The 23684-nt window shown below is 69.5% G+C and carries 20 protein-coding genes and 1 pseudogene; 14 read left to right on the forward strand and 7 right to left on the reverse strand.

The window, feature by feature from the left end; translation table 11 throughout:
• Positions 1-109 precede the first annotated feature (109 nt).
• Genes ABD932_RS18510 through ABD932_RS18530 form a run of 5 tightly spaced genes read left to right on the forward strand, consistent with a single transcriptional unit; the run spans position 110 to position 4190 of the window.
• Positions 110-1489, forward strand: coding sequence for an ATP-binding protein (locus ABD932_RS18510; RefSeq protein WP_345014011.1), 1380 nt, complete (start codon positions 110-112; stop codon positions 1487-1489).
• On the forward strand, positions 1486-1899 hold the full coding sequence (locus ABD932_RS18515) for a roadblock/LC7 domain-containing protein (protein ID WP_093911285.1): 414 nt from the start codon (positions 1486-1488) through the stop codon (positions 1897-1899). The genes ABD932_RS18510 and ABD932_RS18515 overlap by 4 nt, the downstream gene beginning before the upstream one ends.
• Complete coding sequence (locus tag ABD932_RS18520; RefSeq protein ID WP_345014016.1) at positions 1896-2255, forward strand: DUF742 domain-containing protein; 360 nt, start codon at positions 1896-1898, stop codon at positions 2253-2255. Before ABD932_RS18515 ends, ABD932_RS18520 begins: the two co-directional genes overlap by 4 nt.
• On the forward strand, positions 2233-2835 hold the full coding sequence (locus tag ABD932_RS18525) for a GTP-binding protein (protein ID WP_345014019.1): 603 nt from the start codon (positions 2233-2235) through the stop codon (positions 2833-2835). Before ABD932_RS18520 ends, ABD932_RS18525 begins: the two co-directional genes overlap by 23 nt.
• A complete protein-coding gene (locus ABD932_RS18530) occupies positions 2832-4190 on the forward strand; it encodes a cytochrome P450 (RefSeq protein WP_345014021.1) in 1359 nt (452 codons plus the stop codon). The genes ABD932_RS18525 and ABD932_RS18530 overlap by 4 nt, the downstream gene beginning before the upstream one ends.
• Here the strand turns inward: ABD932_RS18530 and ABD932_RS18535 are convergent, their stop codons facing one another.
• Positions 4191-5432, reverse strand: a complete 1242-nt coding sequence (locus ABD932_RS18535; protein ID WP_345014023.1) for a cytochrome P450 family protein — start codon at positions 5430-5432, stop codon at positions 4191-4193. It abuts the gene before it with no gap.
• A 181-nt stretch (positions 5433-5613) separates the two neighbouring features.
• Here ABD932_RS18535 and ABD932_RS18540 point away from each other — a divergent pair, with 181 nt between their 5' ends.
• From ABD932_RS18540 to ABD932_RS18550, 3 genes are all read left to right on the forward strand, one after another.
• Entirely contained in the window at positions 5614-6012 is a 399-nt protein-coding gene (locus ABD932_RS18540; protein WP_345014025.1) for a hypothetical protein, read from the forward strand.
• 332 nt (positions 6013-6344) lie between these two features.
• Positions 6345-7667: a cytochrome P450 gene (locus ABD932_RS18545; protein WP_345014027.1), complete on the forward strand. Its 1323-nt coding sequence runs from the start codon at positions 6345-6347 to the stop codon at positions 7665-7667.
• A 458-nt stretch (positions 7668-8125) separates the two neighbouring features.
• Entirely contained in the window at positions 8126-9184 is a 1059-nt protein-coding gene (locus ABD932_RS18550) for a vWA domain-containing protein (protein ID WP_345014029.1), read from the forward strand.
• Between the two features lie 252 nt (positions 9185-9436).
• Here ABD932_RS18550 and ABD932_RS18555 read toward each other — a convergent pair whose 3' ends face one another.
• Positions 9437-10285 (reverse strand): ABC transporter permease, encoded by an 849-nt coding sequence (locus tag ABD932_RS18555; RefSeq protein ID WP_345014031.1) that lies wholly within the window; start codon positions 10283-10285, stop codon positions 9437-9439.
• Positions 10286-10325: 40 nt separating this feature from the next.
• Positions 10326-11351 carry an ABC transporter substrate-binding protein gene (locus tag ABD932_RS18560; protein ID WP_345014033.1) on the reverse strand — a complete coding sequence of 342 codons (1026 nt, stop codon included), beginning with the start codon at positions 11349-11351 and terminating at the stop codon, positions 10326-10328.
• Positions 11352-11622: 271 nt separating this feature from the next.
• Between ABD932_RS18560 and ABD932_RS18565 the strand changes: the two genes are divergently transcribed.
• From ABD932_RS18565 to ABD932_RS18575, 3 genes are all read left to right on the forward strand, one after another.
• Complete coding sequence (locus tag ABD932_RS18565) at positions 11623-12408, forward strand: ABC transporter ATP-binding protein (RefSeq protein WP_345014035.1); 786 nt, start codon at positions 11623-11625, stop codon at positions 12406-12408.
• Positions 12405-13349, forward strand: a complete 945-nt coding sequence (locus ABD932_RS18570) for an LLM class F420-dependent oxidoreductase (protein ID WP_345014037.1) — start codon at positions 12405-12407, stop codon at positions 13347-13349. Before ABD932_RS18565 ends, ABD932_RS18570 begins: the two co-directional genes overlap by 4 nt.
• A gap of 396 nt (positions 13350-13745) precedes the next feature.
• Positions 13746-14957, forward strand: a complete 1212-nt coding sequence (locus tag ABD932_RS18575) for a S8 family peptidase (RefSeq protein ID WP_345014039.1) — start codon at positions 13746-13748, stop codon at positions 14955-14957.
• A gap of 294 nt (positions 14958-15251) precedes the next feature.
• On the opposite strand, the gene ABD932_RS18580 is transcribed toward ABD932_RS18575, so the two are convergent.
• Positions 15252-17552, reverse strand: coding sequence for an FdhF/YdeP family oxidoreductase (locus ABD932_RS18580; protein WP_345014041.1), 2301 nt, complete (start codon positions 17550-17552; stop codon positions 15252-15254).
• A gap of 282 nt (positions 17553-17834) precedes the next feature.
• Between ABD932_RS18580 and ABD932_RS18585 the strand changes: the two genes are divergently transcribed.
• A complete protein-coding gene (locus ABD932_RS18585) occupies positions 17835-18749 on the forward strand; it encodes a LysR family transcriptional regulator (protein ID WP_345014043.1) in 915 nt (304 codons plus the stop codon).
• A 177-nt stretch (positions 18750-18926) separates the two neighbouring features.
• Positions 18927-19133: a hypothetical protein gene (locus ABD932_RS18590; protein WP_345014045.1), complete on the forward strand. Its 207-nt coding sequence runs from the start codon at positions 18927-18929 to the stop codon at positions 19131-19133.
• A gap of 35 nt (positions 19134-19168) precedes the next feature.
• On the opposite strand, the gene ABD932_RS18595 is transcribed toward ABD932_RS18590, so the two are convergent.
• The 3 genes and pseudogenes from ABD932_RS18595 to ABD932_RS18605 all read right to left on the reverse strand — a co-directional run bounded on the left by ABD932_RS18595 (position 19169) and on the right by ABD932_RS18605 (position 22366).
• A complete protein-coding gene (locus ABD932_RS18595) occupies positions 19169-20707 on the reverse strand; it encodes a glycoside hydrolase family 43 protein (protein WP_345014047.1) in 1539 nt (512 codons plus the stop codon).
• Between the two features lie 161 nt (positions 20708-20868).
• A pseudogene (locus ABD932_RS18600) lies at positions 20869-21051 on the reverse strand (hypothetical protein); the annotation flags it as partial.
• A 424-nt stretch (positions 21052-21475) separates the two neighbouring features.
• Positions 21476-22366 carry an SDR family oxidoreductase gene (locus ABD932_RS18605; protein ID WP_345014050.1) on the reverse strand — a complete coding sequence of 297 codons (891 nt, stop codon included), beginning with the start codon at positions 22364-22366 and terminating at the stop codon, positions 21476-21478.
• Positions 22367-22602: 236 nt separating this feature from the next.
• On the opposite strand from ABD932_RS18605, the gene ABD932_RS18610 reads away from it, so the two are divergent.
• Complete coding sequence (locus ABD932_RS18610; protein ID WP_345014052.1) at positions 22603-23664, forward strand: YihY/virulence factor BrkB family protein; 1062 nt, start codon at positions 22603-22605, stop codon at positions 23662-23664.
• Positions 23665-23684: the final 20 nt, after the last annotated feature.

The following is a 23684-nucleotide window of genomic DNA, read 5'->3' on the forward strand; positions in this document are numbered from 1 at the left end:
GAACGCTCGTGCGTCCGGCGGCAACTTCCATGCGCGCACGGACAAGTGCGGATGCGGACGCGCAACTACCGTCGTGCGCTCGTCGACCGCCACCCGCTGTGAGGACTTGATGACGGAACAGATACCGGAGGCGGTGTTCTGGTGCCTGGCCGTGGGCCTGCTCGCCGTCGCCGTGCTGCTGGTGCGTGAACGCGGCATCACCGCACGGCAGCGCAGACGGAACGCCGAACTGGGGGACGGCCTTCGGGCACGGGACGAGGAACTGCGGCACCTCGTCTCGGCCCGGCTGCCGGCCCTGGAGGACGCGCCCCACCAGCAGGTCCCGGCCGTCGGTCTGCTCGACACCCGGCTCGCCGACACGGAGTTCGCGAAGTGCCTCGACGGTGTCGTGGAGCGCTTCGCCGGCGCGGTCGAGCACGCCCGGTCGAGCGCCGACCAGTCGGCGAAGGCCGCCTTGAAGGCGTCGATGCGCTCCCTGCAGGCCTTGGCCAACGAACAACAGGTGTCCATCTCCGAGATGCAGGATCGGCACGACAACCCCGGCGTGCTGAGCGACCTGCTCGAAATCGACCACGCCAACGCCCAGTTCGGCCGCCGTGCCCAGGTCATCGCCGTGCTGTGCGGCTCGTGGCCGGGCCGTCAGCGTGCCACCTCCGCACTCGTGGAGGTCGTACGTGGCGCCACCTCCCGTATCCGCGACTACCGGCGCATCCGTATCAACGGCGAGGTCGACATCGCCGTGCGGAGCCGGGCCGTCGAACCGGTGGTGCTGGCGGTCGCCGAACTGCTCGACAACGCGGCGCGTCACTCGCAGCCGGGCACGACCGTCGAGGTCACCGTCCAGACGGTGCACAACGGCGCCTGCGTGGTGATCGACGACGCCGGGGTCGGCATGGACGGCCAGGCGGCCGAGCACGCTGCCGAACTGCTCGCCCGCACACACGACGTGGACATCGTCCGGCTCGGTGACCCGCCCCGCTTCGGCTTCGCCGTCATCGGGGCGCTCACCGAGCGCTACGGGTTCACCGTCTCCGTGGACACGCTCTCCCCGTACGGCGGTGTACGCGCGGTGGTGTTCCTGCCGGCCGCCCTGCTCACACACCTGGACGAAGCCGTCCAGGCGCCCGTGCTGCCAACCGAACGGCCCGCGCCCACGTCCGCCGTCGCGCCCGCGCACCCCCCTGCGCATACGCACTCGACCGACACGGCCCCCACCGCCGATCCGGCCACCCCCGCCCCGGATCCCCATGCCGCACCCGCCCCTGACCCCGCACCCGAAGCCGCGGAGGCGACGACGCCGGGCGGCCTGCCCAGGCGCCGTCGCCGCTCCCCACGGCAACCGGCCCCGCAGCCCGTAGCGGCCGATGAGGTCGGTGGCCGCTCGGCCGAGGAGAACGCCCGCCGCATGGGTGCCTTCGCACGCGGCACCCGCTCCGGCAGGGACGCCCGGCACACGCTCCACGACGAAGAAGGGAACAGCCACGAATGACCGGGCCCACCAACAACACGTTGGGCTGGATGCTGGACGAGGTGCTGAAGGTGCCACAGGCGCGCCACGCGATCCTGCTCTCCGCCGACGGCATGCTCCGCGCCTTCTCCAAGGACATCGACCGCGACGACGCCGAACGGCTGGCCGCGGGTCTGTCCGGCGTCCAGTCGATCAGCCGCAGCACGGCCGAGTTCTGCGGCTCCGCGCACACCCCGTGGCGGCAGACCATGATCGAGTTCGCGCACGGCTACGTCTTCCTGGTCGCCGCCGGCGAGGGCGCCTACCTCGCCGTCTCCACCGGCGAGGACGTCGACATGGAGGCGGTCACCTACCGCATGCACAAACTCGTCGACCGGCTCGGCAAGGAGCTGACCAGCCCCGCCCGGCAGGACACCGGCAGCCCGGCATGACACCCCGGCGCCGCCCCGCAGACAGGCTGGTGCGGTCGTACGTCGTCACGGACGGCCGCGCCCACCCGACCCGCAACACCCTGGACCTGGTCACGCTGCTGATCGCCACCGACGATCTGCCGCTGACCGGACTCAACCCGGAAAAGCGCAGGCTCATGGAACTGTGCCGGCCCGGAGCCCTGTCGGTCGCCGAGGTGGCCGGCCACCTGTCGCTGCCGGTCGGCGTGGCCAAAGTGCTGATCGCCGATCTCATGGACAGCGGCCACATCCTCACCCGCGCCCCGATCCCCGCAGCCCGGCCGACCGACGCCAACATCCTCCAGGAGGTGCTCGATGGACTCCGCGCCCGCCTCTGACGACGTCTACCTGCGGCCCAGCGTGCAGACGGCGGTCAAGCTGCTGATCGTGGGCCACTTCGCGGTCGGCAAGACCACGTTCGTCGGCACGCTCTCCGAGATCCGGCCCCTGTGCACCGAGGAGGTCATGACCGAGGCCGGCGCCCTCGTCGACGACCTCGCGGGCATGCGGGACAAGACGACCACCACGGTCGCCCTCGACTTCGGCCGGCTCACCCTCAACGACCGCCTGGTGCTCTACCTCTTCGGCACCCCGGGTCAGCAGCGCTTCACCCGGCTGTGGCAGGACATGACCCGGGGCGCGCTCGGCGCGCTCGTCCTCGCCGACAGCCGCCGCCTCAGCCAGTCCTTCGAGGTCATGGGCGTACTGGAGGAGCACGGACTGCCGTACGCGGTCGCCCTGAACCAGTTCCACGACGCCCCCGCGTACGAGCTCGACGAGGTGCGCGAGGCCCTCGACCTGCTGCCCGAAACTCCCCTCGTCCGCTGCGACGCCCGTGATCGGATCTCGGCCACGCGGGCACTCATCCGCCTCGTCGAGTACCTCCTCACCCGCACCGGCCACCTGGAGCATGCGTGACCTCCGTACCGCCCTACCCGCCGCCGGGCTGCCCCGCGCACCCCGCGCACGAGTCCCTGCACGGGCCCGAGTTCGCCACCGACCCGGCAGCCGTCTATCGGCGGCTGCGCGACGTCGGCCCGATCGCACCGGTCGAACTGGCGCCCGGCGTGCGGGCCTCGCTCGTCGTCGGATACGACGCCGCCCTGCACGTGCTGCGCAGCACCGAGACGTTCTCCAAGGACGCCCGCCGCTGGAAGGACCTCGCGGACGGCACCGTACCCCCGGACAGCCCGGTCGTGCCGATGATGATGTACCGGCCGAACGCGCTGTGGGCCGACGGCGCGGAGCACCGCAGGCTGCGCGGCGCGATCACGGACAGCGTGGCCCGGGTGCCCCCTGCCACCCTGCGCGGCTACGTCGAGGCGAGCGCGGACACGCTCATCGACCGCATCGCCCCGGCCGGGCGGGCCGATCTGCTCGGCGAGTACGCCCAGGTGCTTCCCCTGCTGGTGTTCAACCGCCTGTTCGGCTGCCCGGCCGACTACGGCGAGCGGCTGGTGCAGGGGATGTCCGGGATCTTCGACGGAGTGGACGCCGAGAAGGCGAACGAACTGCTCGCGACGACGCTGCTGGACCTCGTCACGCTGAAGCGCCGACGGCCCGGGCCTGATGTGACGTCCTGGCTCATGGCCCATCCCGCCGAGCTCACGGACGAGGAGATGGTGCACACCCTCGTCCTGCTCATGGGCGCGGGTACCGAGCCCCAGCAGAACCTGATCGCCAACGGCCTGCGGCTGCTGCTGTCCGACGACCGGTTCGCGGGCAGTCTCTCTGGCGGCAGCCTGCCGGTGGAGGACGCCCTCGACGAGGTGCTGTGGACCGACCCGCCCATGGCCAACTACGCCGTGCACTACCCGATCCATGACGTCGTGTACGAAGGGGTGCTGCTGCGGGCGGGGCATCCGCTCATGGTCAGTCTCGCCGCGGCGAACACCGACCCGTCCCTGACGTCGGATCAGCGCGCGGGCAACCGCGCCCACCTGGCGTGGAGCGCGGGCCCGCACAACTGCCCGGCGCAGGGTCCGGCCCGGCTGATCGCGGCGGTCGCGGTGGAGAAGCTGCTCGACCGCCTTCCGGACGTCGAACTCGCCGTACCCGTGGAGGAACTGGTCTGGCGGCCGGGCCCCTTCCACCGCGCGCTGGCCGCGCTGCCGGTGACGTTCCCGCCGGCCGCCGTCACCCCGTCCACCGTCGGCGACGAGTCGCCCGTGCAGGGCACCGCGCCGACGACCGGGCCGTCCGCGGTGCCCGAGGCAGTCCGTGTGGGGCGAGGATGGGGCGCCCGGCTGCTGGCGTGGTGGCGGGGCGAGTGATCAGGTCAGGAGTACCGGGAGGGAGCGGTGGCCGTTGGAGATGAACGAGTCGACCGGCTCCAACTCGTGCTGGGATACGGCGAGTCGGAGTCCGGGGAAGCGGTCGAAGAGCGCCCGGAGCGCGATGCGGGCCTCCAGCCGCCCCAGCGGGGCGCCCAGGCAGAAGTGCACGCCGTGGCCGAAGGCGAGGTGCTCCTTGTCGGCGCGGGCGACGTCGAAGCGGTCGGCGTCCTCGCCGTACTTCCCGGGGTGACGTCCGGCGGCCGCGTAGGCGGCGAGGATGGCCTCACCCTTGCCGATCACCACCCCGTCCGGGCCGCCGAACTCGCTCATCACGAGGTCCTCGACGGCATACCGCAGCGGCAGGCTGGCGACGGGCGCCTCCACGCGTAGCGCCTCCTCGACCACGTCCTCCCAGGAGACGAGGCCGGAGCGGACGTGGACGAGCTGGTCCGGATGGGTCAGCAGGAGGTGAATGGCGTTGTCGATCAGGTTGACCGTGGTCTCGTGGCCGGCGCTGACCATGAGCACCAGGGTGTCGAGCAGCTCCTGCTCGCTCAGCCCGGTGTCGCCGTCGTCGCGGGCCGCGATGAGCGCCGAGGTCAGGTCGTCGCCCGGCGACCGCCGCTTGAGGGCGACGAGTTCGCCCATCGCCGCGTAGAACCGTACGTAGATGTCGGTTACTTCCTCCGGGGTGGCGGAGGTGTGGAAGACGCCGTCCACGACGGCCCGTAGCTCCGCGCCCTGTTCCTCGGGCAGGCCGAAGAGTTCGCTGATCACCTGGATGGGCAGCGGATAGCAGAACTCTTCGCGCAGATCGACGACTTGGCCGTGCCGTCCGGCTATCTCGACCCGCTCCAGCAGGGCGGTGGTGATCTCCTCGACGCGGGGTCGGAGCGCCATGGTGCGGCGTGCGGTGAACGCCTTGGAGACCAGGGCGCGCAGCCGTTTGTGTTCACCTCCGTATGCGGTGAACATGTTCTGCACCGCGACCCAGGTGAACAGCGGCCATTCCGGGGAGATCTCGCCGTTGATCCACCGGGGCCAGTGCCGGCGCGGGTCCTTGGAGACGCGTGGGTCGGTGAGCAGGCGCTTGAGGAGGTCGGGACTGCTGACGGCCCAGGCCCGTACACCGTCGGGCAGTTCGACGAGGGTCACCGGTCCGCGCTCGCGTATCCGGGCGGCCTCGCCGTGGATGTCGCGGCCGGTCGGGTCGATCACTAAGGGGCGGGGGTGTCCCACAGAGGCCTCCTGACGCTCGCACATCAATACGACCCGTAAAGCTACTTGAACGTAGCGTGCCCGGGTGAGAGCCGTTCCCGCACGCTGCGCACGGGGAAAACTTCCCTGCGCGCGGACGCAAGTCGGCGGTTCGTCTTCGCCCTACGGTCCGGGGTGTCGGATCGGAGAGCCGGTGAGTGCGATGACAGTCTTCAGGACCCCGTGGTGGCTGCAACCGGGCAGTGTCGAGGTGCGGATCGTGGCCGCGGGCGGCTGGTGGGACGCCGTACGCGTACCGCTCGACCTCGGGATCGACGCACTCCGCAACCTCGGAGACGAGACGGGGGCCGTGATCGGGGACGGCTTCGGCGGACGCCTGTACTGGCTGACTCCTCCTGGCTCCGCCGCCGACTGGGAGCTGCCGCAGGTGCGTGTCCTGGGCCGGGGCTGCCACGTGGCGATCCCCCCGCTGCACCGCGTCACGCGCCCGGGTCTGTACTGGCAGGTCTCCCCGTCGCGCGACCACGAGTGGACGAACACACCCCGCCTGCACTCCGCCCTTCGCACGGCCCTCCTCCGCGTGAAGTCCCGCACCCTCTGACACCCGCCCCGGCCGAACCTGAGCCCGGCCGGGGTGGGATCCGCGGGGGTGTCATGCCGTCGCTCGGCGGTGCCCGCGGCACCCCCTCTCGGTCATGGCCCGCCAAGGCGAGGATCAATCCGCTCACGGCGCCCAGTCCAAGGCGTGACCCCCGCCCACCACGGAGAGGTGATCCAGTTCGGCAAGGTCCTGCCCTGGCGCGGCGGTGTGCCGGACGGCGAGCAGGAGCACACTGCGGCGTAGGGGAGGTCCACGAGGTGAAGCCGAGAGCAGCAAGTGATGCCGCGCACACACGGCCTGGGGTCATGCCTCGTGCGTGTTAACTTCCGGCCGTGACTTCCCCGGCTCTGGATTCCTTCGCACCCGGTACTGGAGCAGCCGGGTGCGGCCCGGCGGCCGGCCCCGAATCCACCGACATCCGTGCTCCGCTGGGTCTGCTCGACCTGTTCGGTGACCCTTTCGTCCGCGATCCCTACCCCTGGCTGGACCGCCTGCGGTCCGAGTCTCCCGTCCACCATGACCCTGCTACCGGGCTGTGGCTGGTCAGCCGCCACCAGGACGTACGCCGGGTCCTTCTCGACCCGGAGCGGTTCCACCCGGACAACGCCCAGCACGCTGTCACCCCGCTGCCTGTCGCCGTGCTGCGGGTCCTGGCTCGCGTCGGCTTCACGCTCCCGCCCGCCCTGGCGAACAACGGCACCCTGAGCCACTCCGGACTGCGCCGCGTGGTCACACGGTTCTTCAACGCACAGCGTGTCGCAGCGGCCGTGCCGGTGATCGAGCGCATCGCCGACGAACTGCTCGACGGGGTACGGTCCCAACTCGACTCCACTGACGGCTGCGACCTGTTCACCTCATTCGCGCAGGTCCTTCCGTGCAGGGTGCTGATGGAGGTCCTCGGCATCCAGGGCGTCGAACCGGCCACTCTGATCCGCTGGAGTGACGCCTCGCTGGAGCTGTTCTGGGGCAGGCCTCCACTCGAACGGCAACTGGAATTGGCAGAGCTCGTCGCGGAATTCCATCAGTGGCTCACCGTGACCGTGCGCAGCGGCACGGTCCCTTCCAGCTCGTTCATCGGGGCACTCGCCCGCCACCGCCTGCCCGACGGCACGTCACTGGACGCCGAGACCGCGGTCGCCGCGTGCTTCTTCGTCTTCATCGCCGGCCAGTCCACCACCGGGCAACTCATCGCCACCGTGCTGCGCCGGGCACTGGACGAGCCCGGCAGGTGGCCGCGCGTGGCCGGGGCAGCGGGCCTGGCCGAGGCCTGGGTGGAAGAGGTCCTGCGACGTGAGCCGCCGGTGACCACCTGGCGCCGGGTGACCCCGCAGGCCACTCGACTGGGCGGAGTCGGACTGCCGGCCGGTGCGCAGTTGCTGCTGATGCTCATGGGCAGCGGATCCGACCCGGAGGTCTTCCCGAGACCGGAACGGATGTGCCCGAACCGGGCGAACATCCGCCACCACCTGGCATTCGGCGTCGGTCGCCACCGCTGCCCGGGTGCATCCTTGGCGCGCACAGAGGCGGCGGTGGCCCTGCGGGCAGCAGCACGCAGACTTCCGGACATCCGACCGGCCGCCGGGACGGGGGAGCCACCCATTCTCGGCCTGCTGTCGTTCAGAGCACCATCGATGGTGGCAGTGGAACGGGCATAGGCGGCGCGACAGCGACGACCTTTCGGCGTTCCTCAGCCCGGGACGCCACTCCCTTGTGTGCGGTGGGGACGGGTACGTGTGGGCACGCGGCTCGGCCGCCAGTTCCAGCACGCATGAGTCCCACGTCATCGCAGCCCGGTCGGCCCAGCAGGTTCTTCGTCTCCTTGCGGTACGCATCGTCCCCGCTTCCGACCTGCGGCAACGGGGTGGAAACGCCGCATGCGAAACCGAGTTGCTGCGCGCCTGGTCCCAATCTTGGTCATGTCGGTGCCATCAGGCTTGGAAGCAGCGCGACGGTCCGCCTCCGGTGAGCTGCCATGGGTGATCGCCGGGCGCCTCCTGGATGCCGGACGCAGCGCCGGCTGCAGGCAGGTGATTGAGCGTCAAAGGCCGTTGTCAGTGCCTCCCCATAGAGTGGAGACATCACTTGGGGAAAGCCTCAGAGGGGGAGCACAAACATGTCCGCAAACAAGATCCAGCACAAGGTGAATCACGTCGCGCTGGTGGTGGACTGTTCGGGTTCAATGCGCCCGCACGAAAGTCAACTCATTCGAGTTGTGGACGAGTTCGTGGCAGGTTTGAAGGCCGAGTCGGACAGCCTCGGCCACGAGACCAGGATCAGCCTCTATTCCTTCGACCACAGGGTGGAGAATCTGGTCTGGGACATGGACGTCAAGCATCTGCCGTCCATGCGGGGGCTGTACCAGGTCAACAACGGAGCTACGGCCCTCATCGAGGCTTCTCTGAAGTCCCTCGACGACCTGGGCCACATCTGGGAGGAATACGGCGAGCACAGCTTCCTCCAGATCGTCGTGACGGACGGCGAGGAGAACGCCTCCGGCGGCGACCGGCGGCACGACGGCGACATGGCCATCCTTGGCCCCTGGCTCGACAGGATCACGGCGAAGATGGGCGGGCTTCCGGGCCATTGGACTTCCGCGATCCTCGTACCGAACTCCCTGGCCAAGCGGACCGCCCAGAACTACGGCTTCCCGGCCGGCAACATCGCCATCTGGGATGCGGATTCCCAGAAGGGCGTCGAGGAGGCGATCGGCACCGTGCGTGCTGCCGCCACGAGCTTCCTCCGCGGGCGCGAGCACGGGGTGCGCGGCACGAAGAACCTGTTCGCCGTCGGTCAGGACATATCGGTTGACGAGGTGCGGGCGAACCTCGAACCGATTCCGGCCGACAAGTACCGGCTCCTGAAAGTCGACAAGGAGGTCGAGATACGCCCCTTCGTCAACTCGCATCCAGGCGTGACGTACGAACGTGGTTCGTGTTACTACCAGCTGGGCGCCCGGGCCCAGGTTCAGCAGAACAAGGAAGTTATCGTGGTCGAAAAGGACACCGACCGAGCCTATACGGGCGACGCGGCACGCAGCCTTCTTTTCGGCACGGGCGTCCAGGGGACCGTCTCCGTGAAAGCGGGGAACAACCCCAAGTTGGAGGTATACGTGCAGAGTCGTTCGGTGAACAGGAAGCTCAAGCCGAATACACGTCTGCTCATCATGCTCTGAAATCGATGAGTGAAGAGCGGGGTGGTCCGGGAGCAACTCACTCCCGTTGCTGGAGATCGCCTGAGTAACAGATGTTCGCCCCGTGCGGCCACCGGCGGCACGGGGCGGCACGAAAACCGGGAACCGGCGCCGGTGCGGGGCGATCTGCGAGGTAAGGCGTCGGTCGGCGCTGCCAGCCGCGCGATCCGGCGCGCTCCGGCCCCTGGTCGGCGTGGCTCTGGCCCATCAGACCCAGCCACGACCCCAGCCGGTTCAGCCGCGCGAGGTGGTGTCCCTGACCCAGGGCAGCGCCAACCGTTCCAACAACACCAAAGCGAAGTAGAGCAGGATACTCATCAATCCGATCAGGATGATCGCGGCCCAGGCGGTGGCGGTGTCGCCGACCCCACCCGCCTGCACGATCAGATAGCCCAGCCCGCTCTCACCGGCCTGGAACTCGCCGATGACCGCGCCGATCGCGGCGAGAGGCATGGCCACCTTCAGGCCGACGAAGATCTGCGGCAAGGCGGCGGGCAACCGTACCTTCCGGAAAGCCTGCCAGCGCGAGGCGTCCAGCGAGCGCGCCAACTCGGCCAGGTCCGACGGGGTCGAGGTGAGGCCGGCTGCGGTGGACAGCACGATCGGGAAGAAGCAGAGCAGGAAGACCATGGTCAGGACCGGCTTCTGCCCCCAGCCGAGCGCTCCCACCAACAGCGGCCCGAGCGCGATCTTCGGAACCGCGTTGACGGCGACCAGCAGCGGCATGAACATGCGCTCCAGTACCCGCGAGCCCGCCAGTGACAGTCCGATCAGGACACCGCAGGCGCTGGAGAGAACGAACCCGACAACCGTCTCGACCGTGGTGTCGCCGGCATGTTCCAGGAACTGGCCCGGGGCCGCGGCGAACGCCGAGAGCACGGCACCCGGCGGAGGCAGTACAGCCGGGTGGATCGCCTCCAGCACCGAGGTGAGAAGCCACCACATGCCGAGCGCGACCAGCAGCCCGGCCAAGGGCAGCAGCAGGACGCCGAGGCCCGTCCTGCGCCGTGGACCGACTCGCGGCACGGGCACCGGCTCCGGGCCCGCCGCCGAGGCCTGCTGCGGCTTCGAGAGTTCGGTCATCCCATCCTTCTCCCCGCGAGCCTTCTCCGGCGCGGCGCGATCAGGCTTTCGGCACCAGGTCGAAGTCGATGATCCGCTCAGGGGTCATTCCCTGCCGCAGCGCGCCCGCTCGCTCCAGGATCGCGATGCTCCTCGCCACACGCGCGGAGTCCAGCGTCCCGAGTGCCGTGCCGGAACCGCCCGGCGTGACGTACTCGGCCATCAACGCCAACTCGGCGGCCGCGGCGGTCGGGTTCGTGGCGTCCACGTTCCGCTCAAGGATCTCGGCGGCCTCCTTTGAGTGGGCGAGGCTGTACTCCAAGCCCTTGAGCAGCGCACCGGTGAACCGCTTCACCATCTCCGGATCCTGCTCGGCGATCTTCTCCGACGTGATCAGCACGTTTCCGTAGAGGTCGGGCATCACGTCGCTGTACGGCAGCAGGACGGCCTTCTTCTTGGTCACCGCCTCGATCGTCGGCTTACCCACCACGAACTGGCCGATGCCGTCCACCGAACCGCCTGCGAGCGTGCCCATCAGGGTCTGTGCCTCGCCGTTGACCCAGGTCACCTTGTCGGCGTCCACGCCGGCCAGTCGGGCGTACGTCGGGAAGAGGTTGCGTACGACGGAGCCGGGCGTGTCGGCGAGCCGTTTGCCCTCGAGGTCCTTCGGTGTGGCGATGCCGTTGCCCTCGGTGGTGGCGATCGCGGCCATGGTGCGCTGTTGGATGGCGGCCACGGCGACGAAGTCCTTCGCCTGACCGCTGCCCATGTGCAGCAGACCTCCCGTCAGGTCGATCGGGCCGAACTGCGCCTGGCCACTCACGACGGCCGGAATCACACCGCCGGTGCCCTGGCCCGGCTTGATCTCCACGTCGAAGCCGGCCTCTTCGAAGAACCCCTTGTCCTTCGCGACCCAGGCGTACGCGTCCCGGCCGAAGTTGCCGAACGAGGTCAGGTAGGTCACCTTCTTCAGCGCCTTGCCGTCTTCACCGGCACCTTCGTCGGAATCCGAGCCGCCACATCCCGCAACCAGCGCCAGCGCCGTGGTCAGGGCCACCGCGGCGACCGTACGGGCGAACCTGATCATGCGCACAGTGTTGTCCTTTCCGACCGCCGACCGGGCCGGCGGAGGGGCGTCGAGACAGACGAGACGGAACGGCGTGACGGAACCGCCGCGGGCATGACACTTGGTGCGGTCAACAGCGTACGAGCGATGGGTAGTTGTGGGCCAGGTGTGGGGGCTTGGGGCATGCAGCGACAGGACGACAGGTACCGCCGAGCGGCCTGCTGCGGGTAGCCTGACTGGGCGTCACGAACCGGCCGGCATGGCGATCGCCAGTGGATGGGGAGACCGCCGGATGATCAGACTCACCGGTGTGTCCCGGAGCTTCACCAGCCGCTCCGGTTCGACGGTGGCGCTCCAGGACATCGGCCTTCACATCGCCGAGGGTGAGTTCGTGGCGGTGGTGGGCCGGTCCGGGTGCGGCAAGTCCACACTGCTCCGGCTGATCGCCGGGCTGCTGCCGGTCACCGAGGGCGAGATCACCATCGGCGGCGAGCGAGTCACCGGAGCCCGGCGGGATGTCGCCATGTTGTTCCAGCGGCCGGCACTGCTGCCGTGGCGATCGGTCCTCGACAACGTCCTGCTGCCCGTGGAGATCTTCGGCTGGAACAAGGCCGAGTACCGCGACCGGGCGAAGCGGTTGCTGGAGACGGCGGGACTGAGCGGCTTCGAGAAGCACCGGCCGCACGAGCTCTCCGGCGGTATGCAGCAACGTGTCGCACTGTGCCGGTCGCTGATGGGCGAGCCCCGGGTGCTGCTCATGGACGAACCGTTCTCCGCACTCGACGCGCTGACCCGCGCGGATCTCGCGGTGGAGCTGCAGCGCATCCACATCGAAAACTCGTCAACAGTCGTCTTCGTCACCCACTCCATAGACGAGGCCGTACTGCTCGCCGACCGGGTGGTGGTGCTCAGCCCGCGCCCGGGTCGGATCCGCAAGATCGTCGACGTCGCCATTCCGCGGCCGAGGACGCTGGGCCGAACCGCGTACCTGGGCGAGGTGGCCCGGTGCAGCGCCGATCTGCACGAGCTGCTGATGGAACGGGACACATCCACGCCGGCCGAGACGGAGGGGCGATGAGCCTGCGGATCTGTGTCTTCACCGAGCCGCACCGCGGCGCCGACTACGAGGATCAGCTGCGCTTCGCGCGACTCGTCGAAGCCTGCGGGTTCGAGGGCTTCTTCCGGGCCGATCACTATCAGGCGATGGGCGCCGATCCAGGGCTGCCGGGCCCTACCGACGCGTGGCTCACGCTGGGCGCGCTCGCCCGGGAGACCTCCCGGATCCGGCTGGGCACCCTGGTCACCTCGGCCACCTTCAGGCTGCCGGGCCCGCTCGCCGTGATGGTGGCGCAGGCAGACCGGATGAGCGGGGGGCGGGTCGAGCTGGGACTCGGCGCGGGCTGGTACGAACGGGAACACACCTCGTACGGCATCCCGTTCCCGCCCGCCCCGGAGCGCTTCGATCGGCTGGAGGAACAGCTGGCGGTGATCACCGGCCTGTGGCGGACACCGGTCGGCGAGACCTTCAGCCATCGCGGCGACCACTACCAACTGGCCGACGCGCCCGCCCTGCCGAAGCCCGTGCAGGTGCCGGCGCCGCCGATCATCGTCGGGGGCCGCGGCCCCAAGCGCACCCCGGAGCTGGCCGCTCGGTATGCCGACGAATTCAACATGCCCTTCAAGTCGGTGGCGGAGACGGCCCGGGCGTACCAGCGGGTTGCCGAGGCGTGCGACCGGACCGGACGGGCCGACGCCGGTCAGCCACCCCTGGTGCTCTCGGCCGGGGTCGTGGTCGCCATCGGCCGGACCGACGCGGAGGCGCAACGGCGGGCGGCGCCGCTGCATGTCAAGAGCGCGCTGCCGCCGGAGGATCCGGTGGTCGGATCACCAGCCCAGCTCGTGGAGCGGCTCGGCGAGTTCTCCGCGATCGGCTCAAGCCGTATCCATCTGCGACTGATCGACTTCAATGACCTCGACCACCTGGAACTCATCGCCGGTGAGGTGCTCCCGCAGCTGTAGAGCGTGGAGGCCGACGCACGCTGTGGGCGTCGGAAGAGACCGACGTCGGCTACGTCTTGGCCGTGCCCCGTCCGGGTCAGGAGTCGGCCCAACAGTGCCTCGAGCGCACCCGGCTGCCCGTGCAAGGTGACGCTCAACCCACCACATGTGAGTAGACGGTGAAGAAATCGGCACAGATAATCCTGGACCGTTCCTTGGTGATTCAACCAGCGTTCAGTGCTGCACATTTGCGCTCGGGTTGCTTCGAATGTGCGTGAATCCCGTGGAGGTCGACCATTCGGCGGACGTCGGGGTCACATCAAGAGATTGATCTGCTCGCGACAAGTAGGCACTCTCCTGAGACGCGCAGCGCTGCCGTTCGAACGCAAATCCCCCCACTTCACGAGGAGACCCCTCTTGACGGCGCATCACAAACGCTCAGGCAAGGCCAAGATCGTCACCGCGATCGCGGCCGTCGCAACCGTCGTCGGCACCGGCCTTTACGTGTCCCCGCTTGCTCAGGCGGGACAGCCCGTGGAGGGCACGGTCTACGGCCTGAATGCCGAAGGAGCCGTGGCCGGCAGCTACATCGTCCTTCTGGACCAGAAGGCGTCCACGGCCGAGAAGCGAGACCTGGCCGCCGAGTACGGTGGCAAGGTCAGCCGGACCTACGGCTCGGCGGTCAACGGCTTCTCCGCCGGCAGCCTGACCGAGACGGAGGCCAAGCGCCTCGCGGCCGACCCCGCGGTGTCCAAGGTGGTCCAGAACAAGAAGTTCCACATCAATGCCACTCAGGACAACCCACCGTCCTGGGGCCTGGACCGCATAGACCAGAAGGACACGGCCGCCGACGGCAAGTACACCTACCCGGACAAGGCCGGGGAAGGAGTGACCGCGTACGTCATCGACACCGGCGTACGCATCAGCCACAAGGACTTCGAGGGCCGCGCCGCCTCCGGGTTCGACGCCGTCGACAATGACGACACGGCCGACGACGGCAACGGCCACGGCACGCACGTGGCCGGAACCATCGCCGGTGCCTCCCATGGGGTGGCCAAGAAGGCCAAGATCGTCGCGGTCCGCGTGCTCGACGACAACGGCTCGGGCACCACCGAGCAGGTCGTCGCCGGCATCGACTGGGTGACCAAGAACCACCAGGGTCCCTCGGTGGCCAACATGAGCCTCGGCGGCGGGGCGGACCCCGCTCTCGACGAGGCGGTCAAGAAGGCCATCGCCTCGGGTGTCACCTTCGCGGTCGCCGCCGGCAACGAGTCGGCGGACGCGGGGCAGGGTTCACCGGCCCGGGTCCCCGAGGCCATCACGGTCGCGTCCAGCACCAAGGACGACGCCCAGTCGGACTTCTCCAACTTCGGCTCGATCGTGGACTTGTACGCGCCGGGCTCGGACATCACCTCCGACTGGAACGACAGCGACCAGGGGACCAAGACGATCTCCGGCACCTCCATGGCCACCCCCCACGTCGCGGGAGCCGTCGCCGTCTACCTGGCCGGTCACCCGGACGCCACTCCCGATCAGGTCGCCACCGCGCTCACCGGTGCGGCAACCGGTGACAAGATCACGAACCCGAGCAGCGGAACGCCCAACAAGCTGCTGAAGGTGACCGAGTAGACCCACACAGGACACCGGGCCCGGCGGTGCCGCCAGCGCGTGCGCAGCGGCACCGCCGGGCCGCGTCGTGGCAAGGGGCGGTACTCGGGGGCGGGGCATCGCACGGTCGATTCGGGGGCTGACGGCATCCGGCCCGGCCGCGCAGGCGCCGACCGGGGGTAGTACGGCGTAAGCCCGGGCTCCCGCCCAATCCGCGGTCGGGCGAGGCGCAGGAAAGCGACCTCCCCTCGTGCCGGCGCTCCCGTGGCCGCCGCACGGGCCCCAGGCGCGCCCCGAAGCCCCTCCCGTGGCGGCTCACGCCGGTCCCCGCTCCTCAGGGCGCTCCAGACGGACGATCACGGCCTTCGACGTCGGGGTGTTGCTGATGTCCGCGACGCTGTCGAGCGGTACCAGGACATTGGTCTCCGGGTAGTAGGCGGCGGCCGAACCCGGGGGAGTGGGATAGGCGACGATACGGAAGTCGGCCGCGCGGCGCTCCGAACCGTCGGACCAGACACTGACCAGGTCGACGACGGAGCCGTCCTCGAGGCCCAGGTCGGCGAGATCGGCCTTGTTCACCAATACGACGCGCCGGCCACCCTTGATGCCGCGGTAGCGGTCGTCCATCGCGTAGGGAATCGTGTTCCACTGGTCGTGCGACCGCAGGGTCTGCAGGACCAGATGCCCCTTGGGTGCCTGGAGCATGGTGAAGTCGTTGACGGTGAAGACGGCCCTTGAGGTGGGTGTACGGAACACTCGGCTGTTGACCGGGTTGGGCAGGCGGAAGCCGCCGGGGCGCCGCACGCGCTCGTTGAAGTCGTCGAACCCCTCGACGACCCGGGAGATGCGGTCCCGGACGAGGTCGTAGTCGGCCTCGAAGTCCTCCCAGGGGATGTCCGGTTCGGATCCCAGCACCCTGCGGGCGAGGCGGCTGATGATGGACACCTCGCTCAGCAGGTGCGGGGAGGCAGGGGCGAGGCGGCCCCGGGTGGCATGGACCTCGCTCATGGAGTCCTCGACCGTCATGAACTGCTCCCCGCTCGCTTGGACGTCGCGGTCGCTGCGGCCGAGCGTGGGCAGGATGAGGGCCGTACGCCCGCAGACCGCGTGGGAGCGGTTGAGCTTGGTGGAAATGTGCGCGGTCAGCGAGCAGTTGCGCAGGGCGCGCTCGGTGACGTCACTGTCCGGAGTGGCCCGGACGAAGTTGCCCGCGACGCCCACGAACACCTTGGCCCGTCCGTCGCGCATGGCCCGGATCGAGTCGACGGAGTCAAGGCCGTGTGCCGTCGGCGCGGTGAAGCGGAACTCATGGCCCAACCGGTCCAGGAACGGCTGGGGCATGCGCTCCCAGATGCCCATCGTGCGGTCGCCTTGCACATTGCTGTGCCCGCGGACCGGGCACACCCCCGCCCCCGGACGGCCGATGTTCCCGCGCAGCAGAAGGAAGTTGACGACTTCCCTGATGGTGGGAACGCCGTGCTTGTGCTGGGTGAGACCCATGGCCCAGCAGACGATGACGCTGCGGCTCTCCAGAACCCGGTCGTGCACTCGCTCGATCTGGTCACGGCCCAGCCCGGTGGCCTCGAGGACGTCGTCCCAGGCGGTCCGGCGTATGTGCTCGGCGAAGGCGTCGTATCCGGTGGTGTGTTCCTCGATGAACCCCCGGTCCAGGACGGTGCCCGGCTCCTTGTCCTCCGCCTCGAGCAGGAGCAGGTTGAGTGCCTGGAACAGGGCGAGGTCGCCGCCGGGGCGGATCTGCAGGAACTCGTCGGCGATCTGTGTGCCGCGGCCGATCACGCCGCGCGCCTTCTGCGGGTGCTTGAAGCGCAGCAGCCCCGCCTCGGGCAGCGGATTGACGGCGACGACATGACCGCCGCGGCGCTTGGTCTCCTCCAGCGCGGTCAGCATGCGCGGGTGGTTGGTCCCCGGGTTCTGTCCGACGACGAAGACGAGGTCGGCGTCGTAGATGTCGTCCAGGCTGACGCTGCCCTTGCCGATGCCCAGCGTCTCGTTCAGAGCGGAGCCGCTGGACTCGTGGCACATGTTGGAGCAGTCCGGCAGGTTGTTGGTGCCGAAGGCCCGCGCGAACAGTTGGAGCAGGAAGGCCGGCTCATTGGCCAGCCGCCCGGAGGTGTAGAACAGGGCCTCGTCCGGGCGGTCCAGGGCATGGAGCTCGTCGGCCAGCAGGTCCAGTGCCTCGTCCCAACCGATCGGCTCGTAGTGGGTCGCGCCTTCGCGCAGCACCATCGGCTCGGTCAGTCGGCCCTGCTGGTTCAGCCAGTAGTCCGACTTCCTGCTCAGCTCGTCCACCGAGTACTGCCGGAAGAAGTCCGCGGTGACCCGCCGCGAGGTGGCCTCGTCGCTGATGTGCTTCGCGCCGTTCTCGCAGTACTCATTGAGGTGCCGTTTGCCCGGCGCGGGCTCGGGCCAGGCACAGCCCGGGCAGTCGAAGCCCTTCGCCTGGTTGATGTTGAGCAGGGTCAGCGCGGTGCGCTTCGGTGACGTCTGGCCCAGCGCGTACTTGAGGGCGTGCACCACCGCGGGAGCGCCCGTGGCCCATGTCTTGGGAGCCGTCACGGACAGCTCGTCCTCATCCGGTTCGTCGAAGTCCCGCATCGAGCCTCATGCCCTTTCCGTCCTGGGCGGCGAGCTCGCTCGGCGCTGTCCGTCGCTCCCGGGAACGGGGCAGCCGGCGTGTGGTCGAAGCGCACGCGAGCGGAACAGGTCTCGCCGACCGTTCGCACTGACTCTTCGGCAAGGGAACGAAGCATGTCAAAGTGGCAGGTGTTATCGCGTGATAGGCACCGCCGATCAGTGGGCGTCAGCGAGGTGTGACCTCGGGAAACGAAGTCCGACCGTCAGTGGTGGATCATCGAGGCGTGGGTGGATCATTGAGACGTGCTGCTGCGCCAACTCGAATACCTTGTCGCCCTCGCCCGCGCTCGCCATTTCGCGCAGGCCGCGCAGGCCTGCCACGTCTCCCAGCCGGCCCTGTCCGAAGGGATCCGGAAACTGGAGGAGGAACTCGGCATCCCTCTGGTCCAGCGGGGGCGCAGGTTCGACGGGCTCACACCGGAGGGCGAGCGGGTCGTTCTGTGGGCGCAGCGCATCCTCGCCGACCGGGACGCGTTGCAGGGTGAGATCCAGGCACTGCGGTCGGGGCTGAGCGGCCGGTTGCGCATCGGGACCGTCCCGACCGCGTCCACGGCGGTCGCCCTGCTGACCCAGCGGTTCTGCGCCTCCAACCCATTGGCGACCGTCCAGGTGTTCGCCGATCTACGGGCCGAGGACATCGTGAACAGGCTTCGGTCGTACGAGCTGGACGCCGCCGTGACCTACCACAGCTCCGCCGTGGCGCATGGCTTGAAGGTCGTCCCGCTGTACCAGGAGCGCTACGTGTTCCTGACCCAGTGGCCCGCCACCGACACCGGCCCCGTCGAGGTCACCTGGGAGGAGGCTGCCCAGTACCCGCTCTGTCTGCTGCACCCGATGATGCAGGGGCGCCAGGTTCTCGACGCGGTGCTCGAATCCGTAGGTGTCTCCGTGGCCCCGCGCGTCGAGACCGACTCCATCGCCTCCCTGTTCGCGCAGGTCAGGTCCGGTCAGTGGGCGAGTATCGTGCCCCACGCCTGGCTGCATGTCTTCGGCGTACCCACGGGCATGCGGGCCGTCCGCCTGGTCCGGCCCGTCCGCACGGAGCGGATCGCACTGGTGCTGCCGGCGCGTGAGCCGGTCTCCGTGATCGGCCAGGCGCTTGTCGACGCCGCCGACCGGGCGGGCATCGCGGCCGCGCTGGAAGAGGTGCCCGAGTAACGGCACTGTGGCAGGTCGCCGGTGCTGGACATCGTGCTCCCGGCTGCCGTGTGGTGCCCTCGCCGCCGACAAGCTGGGTTCACCGGGCGACAGGCTGATCCAGACCGGCAGTTCGATCTCGCTGGTTTCCGTGCACGCGGTCCGGCCGGCGGGCGGGCGGGCGTTGACGTGAACGTCATGCTGATCAACAAGGATCCAAGCAACGACACCACGGTGGCCTTGTCCTACAGCGGGTTCAGCCCGTCGACCGCTGCACCGACCGTGTACTCGTACCGCAAGAACGCCACCTCGACCGGCTCGGCCGCGACCGGCAGCGCGACGAGCCAGACCGTGCCGGCGTACTCGATCGCGGTCGTGCGACTGCGGCCCCGTACCGCCGGATGAGCGCGGTTGCCGGGGCCGCGTCGACCGGGTGTGCGTCAGGCGGCTCGCAGCTCGAACCAGTCGAAGGCCGCGCTGCCGTGGGTGGCGTACATGCCGAAGACGCGGCCGGTGAAGCCGCCGGCGACCTCGGTGGTGAGGTAGCGGCCGTCGAGTTCGGCGAGGATCGAGAAGTCGCCACTGTCCGTCTGGTAGCCCAGACGGAGGGTGTCGGGGCCGCCGACGCGGAGGCCGGAGGTCTGATCCTCGTTCGGGTCCGTGCTGCGCGTGGTGACCGTGGGCGGCAGGATGTCGGAGGTCGAGATGTCGATCCGCAGGGTCAACCGGCCGTCCGGCACGGACCGTTCGGCGATGGTGTGACGCAGCGGGCCGATCCTGGCGACCGCGCTGACCATGCCGTCACCCACCTCGACCTCGTAGTGATGCGCCTCGTCCAGCCGCACCGTGAGCCCGCCCCGGCCGCCCTCGGAGGCGTCGACCAGGGTGCGAGCGGTGCAGTCGGGGTCGCGCTGGCGCCGCCCCACGAACACGGCGCCGGGCCTGTCCAGGCTGTCGCCGCGAGCATGCAGCACCAGGTGGCCCGGCCGCTCGTCGAGACGTACGGCCTCCGGGTCCAGTCGGCGCAGCGACACCCAGCACGGGGCGAGCGTGGCGGAGTCGAAGTCGTCACGGTCCGGCTCCTCGGGCCAGGGATGCGGCGCGAGCGCCGGGGCCGGCGCGCGCAGCTCCAGCGGGCCGGGCAGCGGCCACTCGTCCTCCCAGCGCACCGGTACCAGGAACGTCTCCCGGCCCATGCCGTGGTACAGCGGTGTGTCACCGCGGGGCCGGGTGCCCAGCAGCACCATCCACCACGTGCCGTCGTGTGCCTGCACCAGATCGGCGTGGCCGGTGTTCTGCACCGGGTGGTTGGTGCTGCGGTGGGACAGCACGGGGTTGGCCGGGTGCGCCTCGAACGGTCCCGGCAGCGTGCGGGCCCGGGCCAGCGACAGCGCGTGCCCGCGCTCGGTGCCGCCCTCCGACAGCAGCAGGTACCACCAGTCGCCGACACGGTAGAGGTGCGGCCCCTCGGGATACTGCAACCCGCTGCCCGACCACATGGGCACCGGTTCGCCCAGCAGTTCACCGGACTTCGGGTCGATGCACACGGCGCGGATCCCGCCCGCGGAGAACACACACCAGCAGGTGCCGTCCTCCTCCCAGGAGAGGGAGGGGTCGATCCCGGGGATGTCGATCGGCACCGGGTCCGACCACGGCCCCGCGGGGTCCTCGGCGGTGACCAGGACGTTGCCCGCCCCGGCGACCACTGTGGTGATCAGCCAGAACAGGCCGTCGTGGTAGCGCATGGTGGGCGCGTACACCCCGGTGGAGGCCGGGGCCGTGGACGGCAGTTCCATCTGTGAGGGCCGGTCCAGTGCATGACCGATGAGCCGCCAGTTCACCAGATCACGACTGTGCCAGATGGGCACGCCGGGTACGTACTCGAAGCTGGACGTCGCCACGTAGTAGTCGTCCCCGGCCCGGCAGATGCTCGGGTCCGGACTGAAGCCGGGGATCACGGGATTGTCGAAGAACGTCATGTCCGTCCTGAGGTATGCGGTCGGGGGAGCGCCGTGGGGAACCTTCTGCGCGGGGGCTGGGTGTCCGTATGGCGCCTGTCAGGCCGTGAAGCCGAAGGCCGCCAGCCGGAGTTCGCGGTGATGGGCCCGTCGCCGGTCTCCGGGCGTCGGTGGTGGTGGAAGGCCCGCAACTCGACCGAGGTGGCCGTGGCGACCTCGCACACCAGCTCCTCGTCCCAGGACGCGCCCAGGGCCAGGGGTTGCGGGAAGACGGTCGCCTCACCCAGCCAGGCGACGCCGTGCAGGGCCTCCGAGCACGTGCGGAACGCGGCAACGCCCGGCTGGGGGACGGCCGGGGCGTACTGGAGCGCGGAGCCCGCAGGGCAGGCCCGCAGGCACGGAAGCGGTACTCACAGTGGGCAACCCTTCGGGCGGGTGGCAGTGCGGGGACCCCGCCGCCGCACCGGTCGGAATCGTTGAAGCGCTTCGAAGCTCGCACGTGCGGCTGTTGCCTGTCAACGCCTTGCCCCAACCTGTTTTAGGTAGCGTTGCCCATCGCATGGTCGCGGCAAATATCGAAGCGCTTCGACTGCGGAAAAAGGCGACCACCGGCCGCGTGGTGACCGGCGGGCGAGTAGTAGCGGACCGCTCCTGAAGACGCCGGAGTCGGGGCCGGGCTTGAGCGCCGGGCCCCGACCGCCGGCCCTGTCAGGTTCTTCTGCGGGCAGGGGGCCTACTGGAGAAGCTCCCAGTCCTGAGATCCGTCCGTGGTCGCGTTCTGCACCTCGACTACGGCAGCGGTGTTCCGCCCGTCGCATTGAGGATCTCCGCAGTGACGAAGCTGGCCTCCTGGGAGGCGAGATACACGTACGCGGGGGCCAGTTCGGCGGGTTGGGCCGGGCGGCCGAGAGGGCTCTGCTTGCCGAACTCGACCGTGTCCGGCATCGTCGCGGGGATCAATGGCGTCCACACCGGCCCCGGCGCGACCGCGTTGACGCGGATGCCGCGGTCGACGAGCATCTGCGCCAGCCCCTGGGTGAAGGTCACGATCGCGCCCTTGGTCGTCGCGTAGTCCAGCAGATGCGGACTGGGCTTGTATGCCTGTACCGACGTGGAGTTGATGACGCTGCCGCCCTCGGGGATGTGCGGTACGGCGAACTTCGTCAGCCAGAACATGCCGTAGAGGTTGGTGCGCATGACCCGGTCGAACTGCTCGGTCGTGATCGCCTCGATGCCGTCCGGCTGGGACATCTGGTAGGCGGCGTTGTTCACCAGGACATCGATGCGCCCGAACTCCGAGACCGCATGTTCGATCAGGGCTCGGCAGTTGTCCTCCTCACGGATGTCGCAGGCGACGGCGACCGCCTTGCGACCGGCGTCCTCGACGAGCCGGGACGTCTCCCGTGCCTCCTCAGCCTCCTCCTGGAGGTAGGTGAACACCACGTCGGCGCCCTCCCGGGCAAAGGCCAAGGCCACCGCGCGCCCGATGCCTGAGTCGCCGCCGGTGATGACGGTCACGCGGCCCTCCAGCCGGCCGGCGCCACGGTAGCTCTCCTCGCCGTGATCGGGCGGCGGATCCATCGGCCCGGTCCATCCAGGGTGGGACTGCTCCTGCGCCGGGAAGTCCGGCTGCGGGTGCTGGGTGGCCGGGTCCTGCTGGGTGTGCTGCGGATCAGTCACGACGGCCTCCTCACCGCACGGACACGGACGGTGGCCGGGTTCCCTCCTGCACCCGACCGAAAAGTTGATCGCAACCAACGAGGTCCGTCGATGTCCGCGGCGGCGGGCGGATCTGCGTCGGCTCTCCCACACGCTGAAGAGGGAACGGGCGGACGCACCAGCGACGACGCCATCCTCAGAAAGTCCTGAATGTCCAAAAATTGTGTATGGGTCGCTGGACCGGATACCCGGGCGCAATGGTGCGGACAGTGAAACGGCATGGACGGCACGGCGGGCATGCCGCTGGTGGCCGTACGAACGAGACAGAGCAGACCCCGGACGCCGGACCGGACGAGCGGGTGGAGCGGCGGGCTCCGGACAGTCCGACGGACCTGCCCAAGCGCTCCTGGGGCGTGGTGCTGAAAGGCACCTTGAAGGAGTTCAAGAAGGATGAGCTGGCCGACCGTGCGGCGGCGCTGACGTACTACGGGATCCTGGCGCTGTTCCCCGCGCTGCTGGCACTCGTGTCCCTGCTCGGAATCGTAGGCCAGTCTGCGACGCAGGCGGTGCTGGACAACATCCAGAAGCTCGCCCCGGGCGCCGCGCAGGACATCCTGCGCAATGCGGTGCAGCAGATGCAGGGCAATGCCGGGCTCGGCTCCCTCATGGCCATCGTGGGTCTGGTGCTGGCGGTGTGGTCGGCCTCCGGCTATGTCGCCGCGTTCATCCGCAGCGCCAACGCGGTCTACGACGTCCCCGAGGGCCGCCCTGTGTGGAAGGTGCTGCCGGTACGGGTCGGCGTGACCGTGGTGCTGATGGTCATGGCCGTGATCAGCGCGCTGATCGTCGTGTTCACCGGGGCTCTCGCGCGGGAGGCGGGCACAGCGCTCGGGGTCGGCGACACGGCGCTCACGGTGTGGTCGATCGCGAAGTGGCCGGTGCTGGTGCTCCTGGTCACGATCATGATCGCGGTCCTGTACTGGGCGACCCCGAATGCGAAGGTCCGCGGCCTCCGCTGGATCACGCCGGGCAGTTTCCTGGCCCTGCTGATCTGGATGATCGCCTCCGTCGGGTTCGCGGTGTACGTGGCGAACTTCGCCTCGTACAACAAGACCTACGGCACCCTCGCCGGCGTGGTCATTTTCCTGGTGTGGCTGTGGATCACCAACCTCGCGGTCCTGCTGGGCCTGGAGTTCGATGCTGAGCTTGCCCGGCAGCGGGCTGTCGCGGGCGGTCACCCGGCCGACGACGAGCCGTATGTCCAGCCGCGCGACACCCGCAAGTGGGACGAGGAGGACCGCCGCCGCCTCGAATCCTGAAGGCGGCAGATCACGGCGGA

It is taken from the genome of Streptomyces shaanxiensis, from assembly GCF_039537145.1.
Lineage (GTDB): Bacteria > Actinomycetota > Actinomycetes > Streptomycetales > Streptomycetaceae > Streptomyces > Streptomyces shaanxiensis.